General features: G+C 60.3%; 18 protein-coding genes. 13 read left to right on the top strand and 5 right to left on the bottom strand.

Features of this window, described 5'->3' with window-relative positions; all coding sequences use genetic code 11:
- The first annotated feature begins 69 nt into the window (after positions 1 to 69).
- Positions 70 to 3,795: a TonB-dependent receptor gene (locus LJD29_RS08345; RefSeq protein ID WP_446745298.1), complete on the top strand. Its 3,726-nt coding sequence runs from the start codon at positions 70 to 72 to the stop codon at positions 3,793 to 3,795.
- Positions 3,796 to 3,908: 113 nt separating this feature from the next.
- The gene (locus LJD29_RS08340; protein WP_446745297.1) at positions 3,909 to 4,319 is read left to right on the top strand and encodes a hypothetical protein; all 411 of its coding nucleotides are present in this window, start codon (positions 3,909 to 3,911) and stop codon (positions 4,317 to 4,319) included.
- Positions 4,320 to 4,331: 12 nt separating this feature from the next.
- On the opposite strand, the gene LJD29_RS08335 is transcribed toward LJD29_RS08340, so the two are convergent.
- From LJD29_RS08335 to folK, 5 genes are all read right to left on the bottom strand, one after another.
- A complete protein-coding gene (locus LJD29_RS08335) occupies positions 4,332 to 4,805 on the bottom strand; it encodes a carboxymuconolactone decarboxylase family protein (RefSeq protein ID WP_446745296.1) in 474 nt (157 codons plus the stop codon).
- On the bottom strand, positions 4,783 to 5,676 hold the full coding sequence (locus LJD29_RS08330) for an RNA polymerase sigma-70 factor (protein ID WP_446745295.1): 894 nt from the start codon (positions 5,674 to 5,676) through the stop codon (positions 4,783 to 4,785). The genes LJD29_RS08335 and LJD29_RS08330 overlap by 23 nt, the downstream gene beginning before the upstream one ends.
- A 49-nt stretch (positions 5,677 to 5,725) precedes the next feature.
- On the bottom strand, positions 5,726 to 7,240 hold the full coding sequence (locus LJD29_RS08325) for an aldehyde dehydrogenase family protein (RefSeq protein WP_446745294.1): 1,515 nt from the start codon (positions 7,238 to 7,240) through the stop codon (positions 5,726 to 5,728).
- 160 nt (positions 7,241 to 7,400) lie between these two features.
- Positions 7,401 to 9,554, bottom strand: a complete 2,154-nt coding sequence (locus LJD29_RS08320) for a TonB-dependent receptor (RefSeq protein WP_446745293.1) — start codon at positions 9,552 to 9,554, stop codon at positions 7,401 to 7,403.
- 167 nt (positions 9,555 to 9,721) lie between these two features.
- The gene (gene folK / locus LJD29_RS08315) at positions 9,722 to 10,324 is read right to left on the bottom strand and encodes a 2-amino-4-hydroxy-6-hydroxymethyldihydropteridine diphosphokinase (protein WP_446745292.1); all 603 of its coding nucleotides are present in this window, start codon (positions 10,322 to 10,324) and stop codon (positions 9,722 to 9,724) included.
- Between the two features lie 279 nt (positions 10,325 to 10,603).
- Between folK and nadD the strand changes: the two genes are divergently transcribed.
- From nadD to LJD29_RS08260, 11 genes are all read left to right on the top strand, one after another.
- Complete coding sequence (gene nadD, locus LJD29_RS08310; RefSeq protein WP_446745291.1) at positions 10,604 to 11,287, top strand: nicotinate (nicotinamide) nucleotide adenylyltransferase; 684 nt, start codon at positions 10,604 to 10,606, stop codon at positions 11,285 to 11,287.
- A gap of 64 nt (positions 11,288 to 11,351) precedes the next feature.
- A complete protein-coding gene (rsfS, locus tag LJD29_RS08305; RefSeq protein ID WP_446745290.1) occupies positions 11,352 to 11,903 on the top strand; it encodes a ribosome silencing factor in 552 nt (183 codons plus the stop codon).
- 179 nt (positions 11,904 to 12,082) lie between these two features.
- Positions 12,083 to 13,582 (top strand): two-component system sensor histidine kinase NtrB, encoded by a 1,500-nt coding sequence (locus LJD29_RS08300; RefSeq protein WP_446745289.1) that lies wholly within the window; start codon positions 12,083 to 12,085, stop codon positions 13,580 to 13,582.
- Between the two features lie 237 nt (positions 13,583 to 13,819).
- Entirely contained in the window at positions 13,820 to 14,182 is a 363-nt protein-coding gene (hisI, locus tag LJD29_RS08295; RefSeq protein ID WP_446745288.1) for a phosphoribosyl-AMP cyclohydrolase, read from the top strand.
- Positions 14,172 to 15,047 (top strand): ATP phosphoribosyltransferase, encoded by an 876-nt coding sequence (gene hisG / locus LJD29_RS08290; protein WP_446745287.1) that lies wholly within the window; start codon positions 14,172 to 14,174, stop codon positions 15,045 to 15,047. Before hisI ends, hisG begins: the two co-directional genes overlap by 11 nt.
- Positions 15,048 to 15,049: 2 nt before the next feature.
- A complete protein-coding gene (gene hisD, locus LJD29_RS08285; protein ID WP_446745286.1) occupies positions 15,050 to 16,315 on the top strand; it encodes a histidinol dehydrogenase in 1,266 nt (421 codons plus the stop codon).
- Positions 16,308 to 17,402 carry a histidinol-phosphate transaminase gene (gene hisC / locus LJD29_RS08280; protein WP_446745285.1) on the top strand — a complete coding sequence of 365 codons (1,095 nt, stop codon included), beginning with the start codon at positions 16,308 to 16,310 and terminating at the stop codon, positions 17,400 to 17,402. The genes hisD and hisC overlap by 8 nt, the downstream gene beginning before the upstream one ends.
- Positions 17,399 to 18,034 carry an imidazoleglycerol-phosphate dehydratase HisB gene (hisB, locus tag LJD29_RS08275; protein WP_446745284.1) on the top strand — a complete coding sequence of 212 codons (636 nt, stop codon included), beginning with the start codon at positions 17,399 to 17,401 and terminating at the stop codon, positions 18,032 to 18,034. The genes hisC and hisB overlap by 4 nt, the downstream gene beginning before the upstream one ends.
- Complete coding sequence (hisH, locus tag LJD29_RS08270) at positions 18,031 to 18,627, top strand: imidazole glycerol phosphate synthase subunit HisH (protein WP_446745283.1); 597 nt, start codon at positions 18,031 to 18,033, stop codon at positions 18,625 to 18,627. Before hisB ends, hisH begins: the two co-directional genes overlap by 4 nt.
- Entirely contained in the window at positions 18,621 to 19,391 is a 771-nt protein-coding gene (hisF, locus tag LJD29_RS08265; RefSeq protein ID WP_446745282.1) for an imidazole glycerol phosphate synthase subunit HisF, read from the top strand. Before hisH ends, hisF begins: the two co-directional genes overlap by 7 nt.
- Complete coding sequence (locus tag LJD29_RS08260; RefSeq protein WP_446745281.1) at positions 19,385 to 20,059, top strand: 1-(5-phosphoribosyl)-5-[(5-phosphoribosylamino)methylideneamino]imidazole-4-carboxamide isomerase; 675 nt, start codon at positions 19,385 to 19,387, stop codon at positions 20,057 to 20,059. Before hisF ends, LJD29_RS08260 begins: the two co-directional genes overlap by 7 nt.
- Positions 20,060 to 20,064: the final 5 nt, after the last annotated feature.

Here is a 20,064-nt window from a genome sequence, read left to right as displayed (position 1 = left end):
CATCCCTGCTTTCCTGCGATTGGTCACTAAATTGCATACATTTATGTAACCCATCTTTAGGAGATGTTTTTGAAACGGTCATCTTTTCTGATCCGGATGATGTTGTCCCTTTTCTGCCTGACAATGCTTTCTTATTCCGGCAGCTCGCAGACTGCGACAACGGTGAACGGCGTTATCACGGACTCCACAGGAGCGGTAATTCCAAATGCCACAGTGGTTCTCTCCAACCCTGATACAGGCGTCCGCTACACCGTAAAGACGAACTCGGTTGGTTCCTATCATGTCCCGAGCGTGCCTCCTGGCCCCGGATACGTGGAAGAGTTCAGCGCAGACGGCTTCGCATCCGTCCAGATCAAGGGAATCTATGTGAACGTTGCCAGCGCGAATACCCAGAATGCGCAGCTGGCGGCGGCGGGAACGACGCAGGAAGTCCAGGTCAAAGAATCGACCGGCGTGACGTTGAATACCACTGACGCCACCATCGGCAACAACTTCCAGGTATCGAAGCTGCAGGATCTACCGGTCTACAACCGTTCCTCGCCTGCCGTTCTGTTCGTATTGCAGCCGGGCATCACGCTTACCGGTGCAACCACCGGCGCCCGTACGGATCAGACCAACACGACCGTAGACGGACTCGACACGAATGACTTCGCAACCGGAAATTTCGGTTCGATCACAGCAGCCGCTCCGGTAGACGCGATCCAGGAGTTCCGCGGCACGACCGCAGGATTCAACTCCGACAATGGTCCAGGCGGCGGCGGCCAGTTCCAGCTGGTGACCAAGAGCGGCACCAATGAGTGGCACGGAAACATCAACGAATACCACCGTGACAACAGCACCACCGCAAACGACTGGTTCAATAATGATGTCGGAGTCGGCCAGCCGAAGCTGGTGCAGAACCAGTTCGGCGGCGCGGTTGGCGGCCCCATCAAGCACGACAAGCTCTTCTTCTTTTTCAACTACCTCGGTTCGCGCATTGCCCAGGAGGCTGGCGTCGACCGCTACGTTCCGCTGCCGTCATTCACGCAGGGTACGATCTCCTACATCAACAACAACACGGGCTGCACGGGCTCCTCTCGTCAGAACACCACGCCGAACTGTATCTCCACGCTGACCCCTACGCAGGTACAGGCGATTGATCCCGCCAAGATCGGCGAAAGCGCACAGATTCTGAGCCTGTTCGCCAGCCGCTATCCGACGGCCAACGATCTGACTTACGGTGACGGCGTCAACGGCGGCGGCTATCGCTTCAATTCGCCGGAACCCGACAACGCAAGCAACTACACCGGCCGTGTTGACTGGGTCTACAGCCCCACCATCAAGTTTTATGGCATCGGCGGCGTGACCCGTGAAAACAACCTGAGCGGTGCCGAGCAGTTCCCCGGGGACCCGGCATCAAGCCAGACGATCGACCGCAGCTACCGCTACGTGACAGGCATGGACTGGCAGATCAGCCAATCGAAGTTCAATCGCCTCTCCTACGGCAGCGTCGTGCAGGATCTTAATTTCCCGCACCCGTCGAATCCTGAAGGCGTTTACCAGCTCGGCTTCGGCAACGGATTCACGCCGACGCTGGTCGACAATCCCTACGCTTCTCCTTCAAATGCGCAGTCTCGCCACACCATCATTTCGCAGGTCAACGATGACTACAGCTGGAGCCTGGGACGCCACCAGCTCGACATCGGCGGCTACTTCAAGTGGATCCACTACACCGGCCAGGCAACGCTCGGCTACGACAGCTACGGCATCGGCCTCGGTGGACACGTCTTCGGCGTTCCCGGACTGGAACCGGGCAACCTGCTGACGACGAGCGACGCGGCTTCGGAAGGCTACGACAACGCCCTGCTGATTTCGCTGGGACGTGTGGCCAGCATCGGCGGCACCTTCAACTACGATGCATCGGGCAACGTGCTGCCGCAGCCCTCATCGGCTCTGCGCAAGTTCGTTTACTACCAGACCCAGCCCTATATCAACGACAACTGGAAGGTGACCTCTCACCTGACCATCAACGCTGGCCTGAGCTACCAGTACTTCACCGTTCCCTACGAACAGCAGGGACTGGAAACGGTACAGACCACCGGCTTTGACCAGTACTTTGGCGCCCGCGAAGCCCAGAGCGCGGCAGGCCAGTCAGGTAACGGGGTCGTTCCGTTTGTCACTTACGTCCTTGGTGGCCCGAAGAACCACGGCCCTTCCTTCTATGCGGCAAATCGCTTGAACTTCGCTCCGCACCTCGGCTTCTCCTTCACACCGCCGGCTGATCCCGCAACGGTCTTCAACGGCAGCATTGGCGTCGTCTATGACCGTACGGTTATCAATGCCGTTCAGTATCAGCAGACGCAGTTCTCCTATCTGTTCGAGCAGAACGTCACCGTGCAGAACGGCAACAACTCCGACACGACGGGTTCTGTAGCATCGGATCCACGCATCGAGAGCATGCCCACGATCGCTGCTCCTGCTACTCCGAAGGCTCCGTTCCAGCCGAACGTGACCGACGAAGTTCCGTATGGCCTGCAGGAGGGATTGTTCAATGAAATGATCGATCCACACCTGAAGACCCCTTACTCGATCCTGGTGAACTTCGGCTTCCAGCACCAGTTCCCGGGCTCGACTGTCCTCAAGATGAGCTACGTGGGACGCATGGGGCGCCGCCTGCTTGCACAGGCTGATGCAAGCCAGCTGATCGATTTCCCCGATGCAGCTTCGGGGCAGTCCATGAACCAGGCCATGCAGAACATCGAACGTGAAGTTCGCTCGGGCATGAACTCTGCAAATCTGCCGGCCGAACCGTGGTTTGAAAATCAGCTCAACCCGGCAATCAAGGGAAGCTACCCGAACGCCACCTCAGCTGCGGCGGACGCGAATCGCTCACTGGTCCAGGTCGGCGATTTCGGTGACTTCATCCAGGCGCTTTCACCGAACCTCCAGCCCAACGTTGGCATGGCGGCCCAGTTCGGCGAGAACACTGTTTACACCAACAAGGGCTTCTCCACCTACAACGCGATGCTGGTCACCCTGCAGAAGAATCTTTCCAAGGGCCTCCAGTTCGACGTTAACTACACCTTCGCCCACTCCATCGACAACGTATCGCTGGTTGCAAACGGCGTCGCTTACGGCGGCTACGGCTTCATCTGCGATGCCGTCCACCCGCGCGCATGCCGGGGAAATTCCGACTTCGATGTGACGCACTACATCACCAGCGACTTTACCTACTCGCTGCCCTTCGGACGCGGACGCACCTTCGGCGGCAACCTTCCCCGCGCCCTCGATGAGGTGATCGGCGGATGGGACATCAGCGGCATCCCCTCCTTCCACACCGGCTCGGCATGGACCCCTCTCTCGAATGCGTTCGTTGCCGGTTTCGCAAACGATGCGCCGGCGATCTTCAATGGCGACCGTGGCGCAATCAAGAGGCACGTCCATAAGCTTGCGAACGGCCAGTTGAACCTGTTCGCCGATCCGGATGCTGCGGCTGCAGCGTTCTCCGGACCGCAGGGTCTGACCATCGGCAGCCGTAACATTCTTCGCGCTCCGCAGTTCTTCAATCTTGATGCGGGCCTCGCGAAGGACTTCTCCATCATTCGCTCGAAGGGTATCGGCATGCAGTTCCGTGCGGATGCCTACAACGCACTCAACCACCCGAACTTCGACGACCTGGATTACGGCACCTACGCAGGCGAGGCAACGATCACCTCTCCGAGCTCCTTCGGACAGCTGACTGCAATGACTGGCCCCTCCACGAGCACGAAGAACTATGCACGTGTAGTACAGGTCTCAGCGAGGCTTCACTTCTAAACAGAAACCAACCAACAAAAAGCAGGGGCCGCATATGCGGCCCCTGCTTTTTGTTTCCAACCTTGTAATTTCGAACCTTGAGTGCAGACATCGAACTGTGGAGAATATTCACGATGAAGATTTCTCTCCGCTCGCTTTCTTCTGGACGTATGCGTTTTTCGAAGATGCTCCTGATGGCGTCGGCTCTCGTCGCGCTTTCGATTCCTGTTTGCCTCGCACAGGCTCCGCCGCCGACACCCCGTGAAACCCTCGCGCAGCGTTGCATACGCCACGCCGGCATTGCACGCGATATTGCGAAGGATCGCGACGCAGGCTACCTGCGTGAGCAGGAGACTTCGCGAGCCCGCGAGCGCTTTGAGAACGCCGGTGGTGACAAGTGGACCCCGGAGGAACGCACCAGCGAGTTCGCCGTGCAATCCGTCATGGTGGACAGGATCTACGGCATGTACATTAACGTTCCTCCGGACAGGATTTACGCCAGGTATGCAGGCGTTTGCCGCCAACTGGGGCAGCCTGCAAAGTAAGCTCCATCCGCTTTAGACATGAGCCTTTGCCGCCGGTTGATAACTGCCCGGCAGCACCCGGAAGCCGATGGCGATGCGGTTCCACGCGTTGATGGTAGTGATGGCGATGGTCAGGTTCATCAGGTCCTTCTCTTCGAAGTGCTGTTTCACTTCTTCATAGACGGCATCGGGCGCGTGGCCCTGCTGGATGTTTGTCAGCGCTTCGGTCCATGCCAGCGCGGCACGTTCTTTCTCCGAATAGAACGGCGTCTCACGCCATGCGCTCAACCCATAAAGACGCTGCTCGGTTTCGCCGTGTGCGCGGGCGTCTTTCGTGTGCATGTCAACGCAGAAGGCGCAGCCGTTGATCTGGGACGCACGTGTTTTCACCAGTTCGATGATCTTCGGATCGAGCCCGCTGTTGCGGATGACGCGCTCCAGCCCATACATGGCCTGCACGGCCTCCGGAGATGCCTTGGTGTAATCAAGACGCGGTGTGAGGTTCATGGAATTTCCTTTCTTCGGGTAGGTTCTGCAGTTTTTCAGGGTTGACGACGATGTAGATCGCGGCAATACGATCGTTCGCGATATCGAGCACGACGGCGTTCTCCACTACCCCATCGCGAAAGCCGAGCATACCGATCTGGGAATTAATCTCGGTGGCGTAGCGGTGCAGTCCGTCGTCGATCTTGCGGGAGACGCCGATCAGGAAGCGGGCCACACGATCCGGCCCGTGGATAGGATTGATCGCAGCGCGGCGCAGTCCGCCGCCGTCGGAGTAGATGACGACATTCTCGTCGAGCAGGCTCATCAGCCCTTCGAGGTCGCCGGCCGTCATGGTCTGGTAAAGCGCGGCGGTCAGCTTTTCCGCAGCGCTGCGCTCGACCTCGTAACGAGGACGCCGCTGCCGCAAAGCCTGCTTCGCACGGCTGAGGATCTGGCGGCATGCCTCTTCATTCTTGCCAACCAGCGCCGCTGTCTCCGGGTGCGAATAATCGAAGACCTCATGCAGCAAAAAGACCGCACGCTCGACCGGGTTGAGGCTTTCGAGCAGCACGAGAAACGCCATGGTGAGCGATTCGGAAAGCTCGGCAGGGTCGCGGTGTTCGGCAGTCACGACCGGCTCCGGCAGCCACGGACCAACATATTCCTCACGGCGCACGCGTGCCGATTCGAGATGCTGAATGGCCAGCCTCGTAATGACTGTCGTAAGAAAAGCACGCGGCACGCGAATCTCTTCAGGATCGGCGCGCCGCCAGCGAAGATAAGCCTCCTGCACCAGGTCTTCCGCATCGGCGGCGGAGCCGGTCATGCGATAGGCGATGGCAAACAGGTGCTGCCGGTGCTCGGTGAACGTGTTGGCTTCGTGCGCTTCCATTCTGCCAAGTATGACCGGACAGCCCGGCAAAATGTGACAGCCGCTTTTTCTAAAGCGCGGTCGTGACTGCCTTCACCTCGGTGTAGTTGTTCAGCACCTCGGCGCCCATCTCGCGCCCCCAGCCGGATTGCTTGTATCCGCCAAAGGGCAACGCGGCGTCGAAGACATTGTGGCAGTTGATCCAGACGGTGCCCGAGCGGATACGGCGCGCCATCTTGTTGGCAATGGAGATGTTCTGCGTCCAGACGCTCGCCGCCAGCCCGTAAATGCTGTCGTTCGCTTCACGGGCGATGCGGTCGATATCGGCATCGCTGAAGGGCTGCGCGCAGACCACCGGCCCGAAGATCTCCTCGCGGACAACCTTCATCTCCGGCGTGGTGCGCGTAAGCACGGTGGGATGCACGAAATATCCCTTATCCGCCTTCTGGCGCCCGCCAGCAGTAGCCTTCGCACCTTCCTGCAGGCCCGAGTCGATGTATCCCGTAACCCGGTTGTACTGCTCTTCGGAAACCAGCGGCCCCATCTGCGTCTCGGGATCGAGGCCCGAGCCCACGCGGATGCTGTCCGCGATCTTCGACACGCCCTCGACCACCTGGTCGTAGACGCGCTCATGCACCATCAGGCGCGAGCCGGCGCAGCAGCACTGTCCGTGATTGAAGAAAATGGCGGATGCGGTTCCCGCAATGGCCTTGTCGAGATCGGCATCGGGAAAGACAATGGCAGGCGATTTACCGCCCAGCTCCAGCGTGACCTTCTTCAGGTTGCCGGTGGCAGCCTTCACGATCAGTTTGCCGACCTCGGTCGATCCGGTGAAGGCGACCTTGTCCACCAGATCGTGCGAAGCCAGCGGGGCTCCCGCGCCTTCGCCGTAGCCGGTGAGTATGTTGACCACGCCTTCGGGAAAGCCTGCTTCCTGAATGAGCTCCGCCAGCCGCAGCCCAGAGAGCGGCGTCTGCTCGGCCAGTTTCAGCACGACGGTATTGCCCGCGGCCAGCGCCGGGCCCAGCTTCCAGGCGGCCATCAGCAACGGAAAGTTCCACGGAATAATCTGTCCAACGACTCCAATGGGTTCGCGCAACGTGTAGGAGAGAAAGTCTCCCGGAAAAGAAATCGGGAAGGTATTGCCGGTAATCTTGGTGGCCCATCCAGCCATGTATCGGAAGAGATCGATGGCCAGCGGCACGTCGGCAACCCGGGCGACCGAGAGCGGCTTGCCGTTATCCATGGACTCCAGCTCGGCCAGCTCTTCGAGATGGGTCTCCATCAGGTCGGCCAACTTGTTCAGCAGGCGTCCACGCTGCGAGGCGGTAATTCTGTTCGCCGCGAACTGCGACCATGGGCCTTCATCGAAAGCGCGGCGCGCGGCGCGAACAGCGCGGTCGACATCGCCGGCTTCGGCTTCCGGGACATCGGCCATTACTTCTCCAGTAGACGGATTGTAGACAGGCAATGTCTTACCGGATGCGGCGGCGACAAACTTGCCGTCGATGAGCATGCGGTGCTTGCCGGAGATGAACTGCGAGGTCTTGCTATCGAGACGCGGATCGAGTGCAACGGTGGCCATGGTAGCCCTCCTTTTTTGGACGGCGACCACGATACTCCCGGCACATTACGGCTGGCAAAATGAGGCTTTCGAGGCCAATTAGCGCCTTGTATCAGGGCACGACTTCAGTCGTGCCATTTCAGGCGCTGAAGCAGGGGCTTTAGCTCCTGTTCCGAAGTCCCTACTCGCCCCACTTAAACTGCAGGCCCATCCGCGCCACGCGGGGTGAGCCCAGCGTGAGCACAGGGGTTTTTCCTACCTCGACGGCGCGATCGAAGAGATTTTCTCCCGACGCAAAGAGCTGCCAATGCCGCCCAAAGTCGCGCGAGGCGTAGGCGTCGAAGGTGAAATAGCTGTGCAGCAGGTAGAGATTCTTGTCGTCGTCGAACTGGCGTCCGCTGGCTCGTTCCTGCAGGCTGAGCAGGCCTAGCTTAGGATGGGTGAGCTTGACCTGCGCGGTGGCCATGTTGCGGGCGACCTGCGGGATCCAGTTGCCGACCAGCTGCGGCTGCTGCGTGTAGGCGGTCACGGTGGCATCGGCGTACTGGTAGCCGCCCTGGATGGCGATCCAGCGGGCGGGCTGCACGGCATAGTCGAGCGATACGCCGCGGCTTTCGATGCGGCCGAGGTTCTCCCGTTGCAGCAGGGTCTGGGTCGGGGTGGTCGAAAGCGTCAGTGCTGTGATGGGCCGGTTTACGCGCGTCCAGAAGTAGCTGGCGCGCAGGCTTGAGCCCCATTGCGGCATGTCGAGCTGGAAGCCGGTCTCCCAGCCGGTCGCACGTTCGGAGCGCAGGTTGGCGTTGGGCTCGGTCACTTGCTGGCCTACCTGCCCGGTGCGATAAAGCTCGTTTTCGGTCGGGGCACGGTAAGCGCGGAAGCCCGACGCGTTGAGCGCCAGGTGCGAGCCGAGCCGGCGCGTCACGCCCAGTCGCGGATCGAAGACCGTCTCGCTGAAAGACGGCAGCGACTTGCCCCCGGGATGTGCCTGCGGCCCGGTGAACTGCAGCACGTCGAAGTTCGAAAAGTGGTCGACGCGGGCCGAACCGCTGAGCGTCCAGTTCCTCGGCGTGTACAGCGCTTCGCCGTATACGCCGGTCTGGCGCTGCCGTGCAGTGGTGCTGAGAATGCTGGAACTGGTGTAAAGCGTCTCGTCATCTGAAGCGCGAACATCGTGCGTATCGGCCCCGGCCAGCACGATGAAGCTGTTGCCAATGGCCTGGTGCCAGTGCGCCGCCGCTCCCAGTTCGGCTGCCGGGTCTTCGGCATAGCGGGTCAGCGTCTCCGAGACGCGGCCGGCTGCAAGCGTAGAAAAGGTCTGCCAGTAGTGTTCGTTGTCGCCATAGAGGCGTAGCACTACATTCTTCCAGTCCGTTCCGGCAACATATCGCCAGAGGCGCGTACCATTGCCGGTCAGCGGAGTGCCATTGTGCCGCGTCTCATCGACGACACTGCCGCGCACAAAGATGCGATCGTTGTCGCTGAGCTGACGGTCCAGCTCAGCCAGTCCATTGATGCTGTGGACGTTCGAGGCTCGGTCCACCGGCCCGCGAACATCGGGCGCCACCAGCGTGTAGCCGTCAGTGGCAACCAGCCCCCAGCTGCCGATACCCGACCATTTCCCGGTATGGAACGTTCCCTGCGCGGCGCTATCCACGGTCTCAAGACCGCCGTAGGTCGACCGCATGACAAAGGTCGCCGGAGGAGCGGTGGCCGCCGGACGGTATGGCAGAATGCTGATCACGCCGCCGATGGCGCTCGATCCGTAGAGATCCGACGCGCCTCCGCGCACCACCTCGACCGAGCGGATATCGAGTTGAGGGATCTCGCCCCAGTGGATCCAGCCGCCGTATGGGTCGTTCATCGGAACATCGTCATAGACAACCAGCGACCGGCTCACCGCCGTCGAACCAAGTCCGCGCAGGGAGATGCCCTCGGTCGTGGGGTTTGCCACCAGCGAGCTGGAGCGGCGAAAGAGCTCGAAGCCCGGAACCTCGCGCAGCCGGCCATCGAGCGAGGCGCTCGCCGACTGGTGAAGCTGCTCCGCTTCCATCACCCGCGTGCTTGCCGGGCTGTCTGCCGAGGCCAATGGCGAGCGATATGCCGAGACGATCACCTGCTCCAGCGGCTGCTCGAGCACGACGGTGATTTCTCCGGTCGACGGAACTGGCGCCTCCGCCGGGGCAAAATGGTCGCTGGAGACACTCACGCGGCCTGTTCCTGCAGGAACAGAAAAGCGGCCATCAGCACCCGTCGTAGCCACGGAATGACCCTCATCGTCCGCAACCACGGCGCCCGCCACGGGATTGCCCTTGGCATCGACAACACGGCCCGGCACGCTGCCCTGCTGGGCAAAAGAACACGATGATGCACACAACGTCAGAACGAGGACACAGAACAGCCAGCCAGGAATAGCCACTCGAACAGGGCCCGACAAACACGGCGAAAAATGCTTCAGAATACGCATAACACTGCGCTTATCTTAACTTCCGCCGGGGAATCGGCCTATGGAACCAGAACCACCGCGTCGGGCGCATTCGGCCCGTCTCCCGGCAGTTCGCGCAACAGCTCGCTCATCGTTATGCCGAAAACCGGATGCGTCGCAAACGGAGCAATCTCCGCGAGCGGCGTCAGGACAAACCGGCGTCGCGCCAGCTCGGGGTGGGGCAGGGTCAGCGTGTCCGTCTGCAGGATGACCGCGTCCACCAGCAGCAGGTCGAGGTCGAGCGTTCTCGGTCCCTTCGGCAGCGCCTTGGCGCGGTCGCGCCCGAAAGACCGCTCGATGGACAGCAGCTCGGAGAGGATCGCTTCCGGCTCAAGCTCCGTTTCAACCGCTGCGACCGCATTGATGAATGCCGGCTGGTCGATGTCTCCGACAGGCGCTGTCTTATATAGAGACGAAACCGCCATCACCCGTCCAAGCCTTTCCAGGGCCGCAAAAGCAGCACGCACGGTCTCCTCAGGCGTTCCGGTGGAAGACGCAACGTTCGAACCGATTCCGATATAGGCGGTTACAGGCATGATCCCGTTCAGGATACCTTTCAACAGGAAGAACAGCCTGGCAGCCTGCTCTGCATCAGTGCGCAGCTTCAGCCGTGCCGACTGCATTAGGAATGACAGGCGGCCGGACTACCGATCCCACCCGTGACGAAAATGCCGTCACGGATGGGGCACCCACAGACTTGTCCCGTTCAGAGTACCTTTCAACGTGAAAACCCAGCTGGATAGCCGCCCTGTATCAGGGCACGGCTTTAGCCGTGCCGTTTCAGCACAAAGATAAAGGGCTTTAGCCCCTGCTACCGGTCCCACCCACAGGCATAGCTCCCGCCTGGAACACCAGCAACATCCGGAACGTTTTTCCTCTGGATTGTTTAATGTGGAAGCAGCATGCGCATCGGGATCTTCGGCGGCACATTCGACCCTCCCCATCGGGGACACGTTGCCCTTGCACGCATTGCGCGCGAGCGGCTCCGCCTCGACCGTGTGCTGATCGCCCCGGTTGGCTCGCAGCCCCTCAAAACCGGGGTATCCCATAGCAGCTTTGAAGACCGGGTCGCCATGGCGCAGCTGGCCTTTGCCGGGGAATCGCACACCGAAATCTCACTCATTGATGCGCCCCGTCCGGATGGGCACCCGAATTACACCTTCGATACCATTCAACGGTTGCAACGCGAGGGCAGCGCGGGTGATCTTTTCTTCTGCATCCTGGGCGCGGATTCGTTTCTATCCGTAGCAAAATGGCACCGCGCGGCCGACCTGCTGGTGCTCTGTGACTTTATCGTGGGCGCAAGGCCCGGCTTTGACCTGGGCCGGCTGACGGCGGCGCTGCCGGACAGCATCGCCCTCGCAAACGAAAGCGGTTCAGACGGACTGATGGTGGTTGGCCTGCGCAGACAGGACGGCTGCAAAAGCCGCCTGTACCTGCTTCCCGATCTGGCCGAAGACATCTCCGCGACCGAGATTCGCGGTGCGGTGGGTGACGGTATCAACAAAAACGGAACAACCGGAGCGGTGCTCAGCCCGTCTGTGCTCAACTATATAGAGAGTCATGCCTTATACCGCCAGGGTTAACCCGGGAGGTTGGCGTGAGCCTATGCATCCGGCTACTATTAGCCTTCGAAGGAGAACGTACTGAATGGCATCGACCGAAACACGCACCATGGTCCTGGCGGCCGCGGCAGTCTGCGACGACAAGAAGGGTGAAGACACCAGGATTTTGGAGCTCGATCCGGCCGACTCCGGCTTTACCGACTTCTTTCTGATCACCAGCGGCAACAACGAGCGCCAGACCGTCGCCATTGCCGACGGCATCGAGATGGAGCTGAAGAAGAACTTCGGCACCTATCCGAACTCGGTCGAAGGCCGCCGCCAGGGTGAGTGGATCCTGATGGATTACGTCGATTTCGTCGTCCACGTTTTCCTCAAGGAAAAGCGCGAGTTCTACGACATCGAGCGCTTGAGAAAGTCTGCGAAGACCGTCGACACGAACGAACTTGAGGCAGCATTGACCAAGAAGACGCTGGCCGCCCGCAAGAAGGCGCCCGCAAAGAAGTCCGCTGCAAAGAAAACCGCAGCCAAGAAAGCAGCAGCAAAGAAAGCGCCTGCGAAAAAGGCTCCCGCGAAGAAAGCTGCAAAGAAAACAGCCGCCAAAAAGAGCGCGGCAAAAAAGAGCAGCACCAGGAAGTAATCCGTTTCAAGTAGTACTTTCCCAATCTGCCTCATGTTGCACAGCCGGGCCCCTGTCTCTACGCGGATGCTCAACAGGATTGCCTGAGACTGCTTGTTGAAGAAGTTCCGGACCCGCGTGAATGGCGGGCCTTTGGCCCCTAGGGCGTTGCATCGACTTTTCTGGCCGGTGGAGAGCAGATGAGCACCAACATCCGTACTTCGGAACACCCAGAGCTGCAGCCTGGGGAAAACGCTGTTGGCTGGCCGGCAGAGATGTGCCGGTCACTGATTGAGCTTTCGCCATGGCCAATGTTTGTGCTCGACTGCGAAACGCACCGGGTTATCGAAGCCAATCCCGCGGCAACTCGCACGTACCAGATGGATCTGGAAACGCTCAGGGCGGAGGGCGTCGAACGCGCCGTGCCGCCCCACCGTCGCGCCGACCTCACTCGCCTGCTCGACGCCGGGCTGGATGCACCGCCCCAGGATTTCTTCTCCGAACACATCCTGCCCGATCGCACCCTCATGCCTGTCGAGGTGCGGTCGTTCGCACTCGCATGGAATCAGCGGCCAGCACGCTTTTTCCTGGTTCGCGACATCACGCCGCGGTCTGCCGCGCAATCGGCCATTGGAAAGATAACCGGCGAACGCGTTTCCGGAGCGGCGGCTCATGACTTCAACAACCTGCTCACGGTCATCCTTGCAGTCGCGGAGCAGCTGCAGGAAGGTGAAGGCAATCCTCAACACCAGGTCGGCCTGATCGCGAAGACGGTACGCAGCGCGCAGGAGATGGCCAAGCAACGGTTGAGTCTCGGTGGCCGGCAGATGTCGCACAATGAGCGGCTCGACCTGAATACCGTTCTGCGCGAACAGGAAGACATCCTGAAAGGACTGCTCGGTAAGCAGTCCGAACTGGTAATGCAGTTCGAGCCCTTGCTGCCGCCCATCTTCAGCGATACCGAGCAGTGGCGCGAAGTCATGCTCAATCTTGCCGTGAACGCGCGCGACGCCATGCCCGAGGGCGGAACGCTTAAGGTCACAACATCGCAGGCTACAGTTGGCTCAGCAGACGCGGACCTGGAACTCGCTCCCGGCAAATATGTACGTCTTACGGTTGAAGATACCGGGCACGGCATGAGCGAGGAAACACGCCGGCAGGCATTCAAGCCATACTATTCAACGAAATCGCGCAACATGAACAGCGGCCTCGGACTCGCCTCGGTTGCGGCCGCAGTGCAGCAATGCGGAGGAGCCGTGCGCCTGAAGAGCGAGCCCGGCGTAGGCACCTGCATCGAGATATTTATCCCTCCCACGACACTGGAACTGTCGGCGCAGGAGAAAAGCACACACATCCTGCTGGTAGAAGATTCGCTCGAATTGCGCCGCATGATGGAGCAGTTCCTAAGCGGCCGCGGCTACGATGTGGTTTCCTGCGGCAACGCTGAAGCCGCCCTGAAGTGGGCTGCCGGCGAACGGAGCCGCGTAGACCTGATGCTCGTCGATCTGGTCCTGCCTGACCTTCCCGGCGGAACGCTCGTCGAGCAGCTGCTGATGCTTCATCCGGACTCCAAGGTGATCTTCATCTCCGGCCATCCTGATGCCGGACAGGAAGCCGGCACGCTGCCTGGAAGGCACCTCGAAAAGCCGTTCGCGCTTCATGAGCTCGCCGAAGTAATCGCGGACGCGGTAAAAGAATGAGTAATTTCCGGGCACCGAGGTTGACATGTGGTTCGCGCGGCGTTTAGCTTTTCAATCAGATGCAGGTTCATCTTCACCATCGTCATCACCACCATCATCACGTGACGAGCGTGTCGGCGGACCTGTCTGGCTTGATCTAAAAGCCCACATCACAGGATCAGAAACCAAAGCCCGCCGGCGCGCACAGCCCCGGCGGGCTTTTTGCGTTGGCACAGCAAATCACAGGACTGAAGGAACATGACAGAGACAACGACAGACGCTACGGCAATCGATTTTGAGAAGATGGACGGCCTCGTCCCGGGCATCGTTCAGGACGTAAACACCGGACAGGTTCTGATGGTCGGCTTTCTCAACGATCAGAGTTACAAAAAGACCCTCGAAAGCGGCTTTGTCACCTTCTGGAGCCGCACCCGCCAGAAGCTGTGGATGAAAGGCGAAACCAGCGGCAACCGCCTGCGCATCGTCGATGTATCGACCGACTGCGACCGCGACACGCTGCTCTTCCGCGTCACCGTCGACGGCGATGGCCTCGTCTGCCACGAAGGCACAGTGAGCTGCTTCACCCGCCCCATCCCCGTGGAGGTGGCCGATGCCAAATAAACTTCGTCTCGGAATTCCCAAAGGCAGCCTGCAGGACGCCACCATCGCATTGTTTGAGCGCGCAGGCTGGCGCATTTATGCCAACGGCCGCTCCTACTTTCCTTCGATCGACGACACCGAAATCGAATGCATGCTGATCCGCGCGCAGGAGATGGCGCGCTACGTTGCCAAGGGCGTGCTCGACGCCGGACTTACCGGTATCGACTGGGTCGTTGAAAATGCGCTCGACGTCACCAGCGTGACCAGCCTCGTCTACTCCAAGCAAAGCCGCCAAAAGGTGAAGTGGGTGCTTGCCGTTCCCGAAGACTCGCCCTACCAGAAGGCAGAAGACCTCGAAGGCAAGGTCATCGCCACTGAGCTCGTTGAAGTTTCAAAGCGCTACTTCGAGAAAAAAGGCGTAAACGTGAAGGTTGAATTCAGCTGGGGCGCAACGGAAGTGAAGCCTCCCATGCTGGCCGACGCGATCGTGGAAGTAACGGAGACCGGCAGCTCGCTGCGCGCCAACCGCCTGCGCATCATTGAAACGCTGATGGAGAGCGAGACGCATCTCATCGCCAATCCCGCCGCGTACAACGAAGCCTGGAAGAAGCAGAAGATAGACAACATCGCGCTGATGCTCAACGCCGCTATCGATGCACAAGGCCGCGTCGGCCTGATGATGAACGTCGAGAAGGCCAACCTGCCCGCTATCCTCGGCGTGCTGCCTGCGCTGAATTCGCCGACGGTCTCCAATCTCTCCGATGAAAAGTGGGTTGCTGTCAGTACGATTCTGGAAGAAGGCGTCGTGCGCGAGGTGATTCCGAAACTCAAATCGTCGGGTGCGACCGGTATCGTCGAATACCCGCTGAACAAGGTGGTGCTGTAAGCATGAAGCTCATCTCCACAAAAGGTCGCGGAGCAAAGGCAGCGCGGGAGCGCATCGCAACGCTGGTAGCAAGGCGCAGCGATGCCTACATGCGCGCCGTGCCCGCTGCCCGCAAGATCGTCGAGAGCGTGCGTAAGGGTGGCGATGCCGCCCTGCGCCGCTACGGCAAGCAGTTTGATGGTCTCTCGCAACAGACACCGTTACAGATCTCTACAGAAGAAATGAAGGCCGCGTGGGATGCGGCTTCGCCCAGCCTGAAGCAGGCATTGAAGCAGGCCGAGAAGAATATCCGAGCCTTTGCGACAAAGCAGCGCCCGCGCGACTTCAGCTTCTCGCCGGTTCCCGGCCTTACCGTAGGCCAGCAGGTGCGTCCACTGGGAGCAGTCGGCTGCTATGTTCCCAGCGGCCGCTATCCGCTGCCTTCGACGCTACTTATGACGGTAGTGCCCGCACAGGTCGCAGGCGTTCCCAGGATCGTCGTCATCTCCCCGAAGCCTGCGCCTGAGACGCTTGCAGCGGCGCATATGCTCGGCGTCACCGAGTTCTACCGAACCGGCGGAGCGCAGGGTGTAGCGGCTCTCGCTTATGGCACCGCCACGATTGCAAAAGTGGACAAGATCGTCGGGCCCGGCAATGCGTATGTCACCGCAGCCAAGAGCCTGGTCGCCTTCGACTGCTCCATCGACATGCTGGCAGGCCCAACCGAGATCGTCGTCACCAGCGAGACCGGCGATGTCGAAGCAATCGCTTCCGATCTCATCGCACAGGCCGAGCACGATCCCGATGCCTTCGCCGTATTCGTAACCACGAACGAAGCATTAGCCAAATTAGTCGTTGCCGACGTCAAACTCCGTGTGCGTACCAACAGGATTGCCGCGCAGGCCATTCGCAACAACGGCTTCGCCATTGTTACGGAGTCCGTCGAAGAGGCACGCGAGATTACCAATGCGCTCGCACCCGAACATCTCACCGTCGATAGCGATGCCGATCTTGCCTGGGTGCAGAATGCAGGCTCGATCTTTATCGGCAATGAATCGGCCCAGCCACTGGGCGACTACATCTCCGGCCCAAACCACACGCTGCCTACCGGCGGCATCGCCCGCGTTCGCGGCGGTCTGAGCGTCATGGACTTTCTAAAGCTCATCACCGTGCAGCAGTATGACGCGCAGGGATTGAAGCGCCTCGCACCTCTTGCCATCGAGCTGGCGGAAGCCGAGGGACTAACCGGGCACGCCGAGGCAATCAGGGTCAGGAGCCGCTATGAGTGACATCATCGCCAGCGGCCCTGTGCCGACTTCCGTTGTCCAGCGCATGAAGGAATACCATCCGCCGCTCGGAGACCGCAGCGGGCTGCGTCTCGACTTCAACGAGAACACCGTCTCCTGCTCGCCGCGCGTACTCGAAGTATTGGGGAAGATCTCCGGCGCGCAGCTGACGGTCTATCCCGAGCGCGGCAGCGCCGAAGCGGTGGTTGCTTCGCATCTTGGCCTGGCACCGGAGCAGGTGCTGCTGACGAACGGCGTCGACGAAGCGATTCACGTCCTGTGCCAGACCTATCTCGAGCAGGACACCGAGATGCTGCTGCCCGTGCCCACGTACTCCATGTACGCGGTCTATGCATCGGCAACACCTGCAACACTTGTTGAAGTACTTGCCGAGGACGGCTTCGAATTTCCAGTAGAAGCGATCCTCCGCAGGATTCGCCCGGCCACGCGAGTCATCGCCATCGCCAACCCCAACAGTCCGACTGGCAAGGCGGTAAAACGCGAAGACATTCTGCGCATCATCGACGCCGCGCCGCAGGCAATGGTGTTAGTAGACGAAGCTTATTTCCACTTCCACGGCGAAACGGTTCTCGACCTGGTAGGACGCGTGCCAAATGTAATCGTCGCGCGTACATTTTCGAAGGCCTACGGCCTCGCGAATATGCGCCTCGGCATGCTCGCCGCGGGTGAGGAAGCCATGCACTGGCTGCGCCGCGTCATCTCGCCTTACAGCGTGAATGGTTTGGCGCTCGCCTGCCTGCCCGCTGCGATGGACGACAAGGATTATCTCAATAACTACGTCAACGAGGTGCTGGCATCGCGCGAACAGCTTGCGGCAGCGCTTACAGATCTGGGTGTACCCTACTGGCCCTCGCAGGCGAATTTTCTGCTCACGCGCATCGGCCCAAAGCACTCAGCATTTGCCGCAGCCATGCGCGCGCGCGGCGTACTCACACGCGACCGCTCGAGCGATCCCGGATGCGAAGGCTGCGTCCGCATCACGCTCGGCACGCAGGCACAGACAGCCTCGGCCATTGAGGCCATGAAGGCTGTGCTCAACGAAATCGGATGGAACGGAGACCAGGCATGAAGAAGAAGAAATCAGCAAAAACAGAAGCCGTTGAGACGGGATCAAAACGGACTGCAACAATCGACCGCAAGACCGCTGAAACACAGATCGAACTGAAGCTGGCCATTGAAGGCTCGGGAAAGTACAAGGTCTCTACAGGCATTCGCTTTTTCGATCACATGCTTGAGCTCTTCACGCGCCACGGCGCCTTCGATCTTGAGCTCACCTGCAAGGGCGATCTCGATGTGGACCAGCACCACACGGTAGAGGATGTCGGCATCGCGCTTGGCGAGGCCTTCGATAAGGCGCTCGGCGACAAGCGCGGCATCTGGCGTGCCGGCTACTTCGTCATGACCATGGACGAAACGCTTGGACTCGCCGCCGTCGACCTCAGCGGGCGCGTTGAATCGGTCATTAAGACCAAGGTGAAGACACGTCTCGTCGGCGATCTGCAATCGGAGCTTGTTGACGATTTCTTTGACGGTTTTGCACGGGGCGCACGTGCAAATGTGCATATCAAGACAATGTATGGCCGGTCGAACCACCACAAGATCGAAGCGCTCTTCAAAGCCTTCGCACGTGCACTGCGCGTAGCCTGCTCGCGTGACAAGCAGCTCGGCGAAATGCTGCCCTCCACGAAAGGCCTGCTGTGATCGCAGTCATCGATTACAAAGCGGGCAATCTCACTTCGGTGATGAAGGCGCTGGCTGCAGCCGGCGCCGATGCCGTCGCGACCGAAGATCCCGAGGTGGTGCGTAAAGCAGAAAAGATCGTGCTTCCAGGCGTCGGGCACTTCCAGGCAACGGCGGTGCTCGAGAGCAGCGGCATGAAGGCGGCCATCGCAGAAAAGGCTTCCCAGGGAACGCCGTTTCTCGGTATCTGTGTCGGTCTGCAATGGCTCTTTAAAGGCAGCACTGAAGCTCCGGAAACAACGGGCTTTGCAGCCTTCGACGCCACCTGCGAGCGTTTCGCGACAGAAGAGAAGGTGCCGCATGTCGGCTGGAACTCGATTCGCGTGCGCGAAGGCTCGAAGCTCTTTGCGGGGGTGGAGGACGATAGCTTCGTCTATTTCACCCACTCCTATCGCGCGCCGGTGACGCAGGATACTGTAGCAGTTACAAATTACGCCGGAGACTTCACCGCGGGGGTGGAGCGCGCGAACATTATGGGCGTGCAGTTTCATCCGGAGAAGTCCGGCGCGGTAGGCTTGCAAATCCTCCGCAACTTCGTGGAGCTGCCATGCTGACGAAAAGAATCATTGCCTGCCTCGACGTTCGCGATGGCCGCGTGGTGAAGGGCATACAGTTTGTCGACATCATCGATGCAGGAGATCCGGCAGAACTGGCCGCTCGCCATGCCGAAGCCGGAGCTGACGAGATTGTCCTGCTCGACATCACCGCGACGCACGAAGGACGCAAAACCCTGATCGACACCGTGCAGCGCACCGCGAAGAAGCTGTTCGTTCCGTTCACCGTTGGCGGCGGTATCCGTGAACTCGATGATGCCTCGGCGGTCTTCGACGCTGGCGCAGATAAGGTAAGCGTGAACTCTGCAGCGCTGCGCCGCCCGGAGCTGATCGACGAAATCGGATCGCGTTTCGGCGCGCAGGCTGTGATCGTCGCCATTGACGCACGCCGTGAAGGCCAGTCGCCCGCAAGCGCTGAAGTTTTTGTTGCCGGGGGCCGCAAGCCCACCGGGCGCAATGCCGTCGAATGGGCACGCGAAGCCGAGCAGCGCGGCGCAGGGGAGATCCTGCTGACCTCGATGGACTCCGACGGCACACGCAACGGCTTTGACTGCGAGCTCACCGCCGCGGTCAGCGAGGCCGTGCAGATTCCCGTCATCGCCTCAGGCGGCGCAGGCAATGCAGCACATTTTGCCGAGGTCTTCGCAGCCGGCAAGGCCGATGCGGCGCTCGCAGCAAGCATCTTCCACTTCGGCATCTCCGATGCCCGCACACTGAAGCAGGAGATCGCACGCTCCGGCATTCCCATGAGGCTCCCATGCTGATTCCCTCTATTGACCTGCTCGGCGGACGCATCGTCCAGCTCGTGCAGGGTGAAAAGCTCAAGCTCGCCTTCGACGACTTCGAGTACTGGATCAACCGCTTCGCCGCTTATCCCCTCGTCCAGCTCATCGATCTCGACGCCGCCATGCGGCAGGGAGACAACCGGTCTCTGATCGAACAGATAGCGAAACGCCTGCCCTGCCAGGTGGGTGGCGGCATCCGCACCCCTGAACAGGCCCAGGGTTTACTCGATGCTGGCGCGAAGCGCGTCATCTTCGGTTCGGTGCTGTTTCAGCAATCTGGCGTCGATCTCGACACTGCTGCGTCGATTTCCCAGGCGATCGGCCACGACCGGTTTGTCGCAGGCATTGATACAAAAGCAGGCAGGATCGCCGTAAAAGGATGGAAGGAAAACGTCAGCCTCTCGGCTGAAGAGGCAATTGCCCAGCTGGAGCCCTACTGCGGCGCGTTTCTCTACACCCACGTCGATACCGAAGGCACTATGCAGGGCTTTCCCATGGAACGCGCTTCCGCTTTGCGCAAGCTGACCCGGCGGCAACTGATAGTGGCAGGCGGAATCCGTGAACAGGCAGAGATTGACGCACTCGATGCCATCGACGTCGATGCGGTCGCGGGGATGGCTGTTTACTCTGGGCTGCTGGCTACTTAAAGCGC

This window comes from Silvibacterium acidisoli (assembly GCA_022870745.1).
Lineage (GTDB): Bacteria > Acidobacteriota > Terriglobia > Terriglobales > Acidobacteriaceae > Silvibacterium.
This window is presented reverse-complemented; position numbering and strand designations above follow the sequence as displayed.

What these genes read in the sequence shown, in the direction of transcription:
- LJD29_RS08340 (WP_446745297.1), top strand. Translation starts at nt 3,909, where the DNA reads ATGAAGATTTCTCTCCGCTCGCTTTCTTCTGGACGTATGCGTTTTTCG.
- LJD29_RS08335 (WP_446745296.1), bottom strand. Translation starts at nt 4,805, where the DNA reads ATGAACCTCACACCGCGTCTTGATTACACCAAGGCATCTCCGGAGGCC.
- LJD29_RS08330 (WP_446745295.1), bottom strand. Translation starts at nt 5,676, where the DNA reads ATGGAAGCGCACGAAGCCAACACGTTCACCGAGCACCGGCAGCACCTG.
- LJD29_RS08325 (WP_446745294.1), bottom strand. Translation starts at nt 7,240, where the DNA reads ATGGCCACCGTTGCACTCGATCCGCGTCTCGATAGCAAGACCTCGCAG.
- folK (WP_446745292.1), bottom strand. Translation starts at nt 10,324, where the DNA reads ATGCAGTCGGCACGGCTGAAGCTGCGCACTGATGCAGAGCAGGCTGCC.
- nadD (WP_446745291.1), top strand. Translation starts at nt 10,604, where the DNA reads ATGCGCATCGGGATCTTCGGCGGCACATTCGACCCTCCCCATCGGGGA.
- rsfS (WP_446745290.1), top strand. Translation starts at nt 11,352, where the DNA reads ATGGCATCGACCGAAACACGCACCATGGTCCTGGCGGCCGCGGCAGTC.
- LJD29_RS08300 (WP_446745289.1), top strand. Translation starts at nt 12,083, where the DNA reads ATGAGCACCAACATCCGTACTTCGGAACACCCAGAGCTGCAGCCTGGG.
- hisI (WP_446745288.1), top strand. Translation starts at nt 13,820, where the DNA reads ATGACAGAGACAACGACAGACGCTACGGCAATCGATTTTGAGAAGATG.
- hisG (WP_446745287.1), top strand. Translation starts at nt 14,172, where the DNA reads ATGCCAAATAAACTTCGTCTCGGAATTCCCAAAGGCAGCCTGCAGGAC.
- hisD (WP_446745286.1), top strand. Translation starts at nt 15,050, where the DNA reads ATGAAGCTCATCTCCACAAAAGGTCGCGGAGCAAAGGCAGCGCGGGAG.
- hisC (WP_446745285.1), top strand. Translation starts at nt 16,308, where the DNA reads ATGAGTGACATCATCGCCAGCGGCCCTGTGCCGACTTCCGTTGTCCAG.
- hisB (WP_446745284.1), top strand. Translation starts at nt 17,399, where the DNA reads ATGAAGAAGAAGAAATCAGCAAAAACAGAAGCCGTTGAGACGGGATCA.
- hisF (WP_446745282.1), top strand. Translation starts at nt 18,621, where the DNA reads ATGCTGACGAAAAGAATCATTGCCTGCCTCGACGTTCGCGATGGCCGC.
- LJD29_RS08260 (WP_446745281.1), top strand. Translation starts at nt 19,385, where the DNA reads ATGCTGATTCCCTCTATTGACCTGCTCGGCGGACGCATCGTCCAGCTC.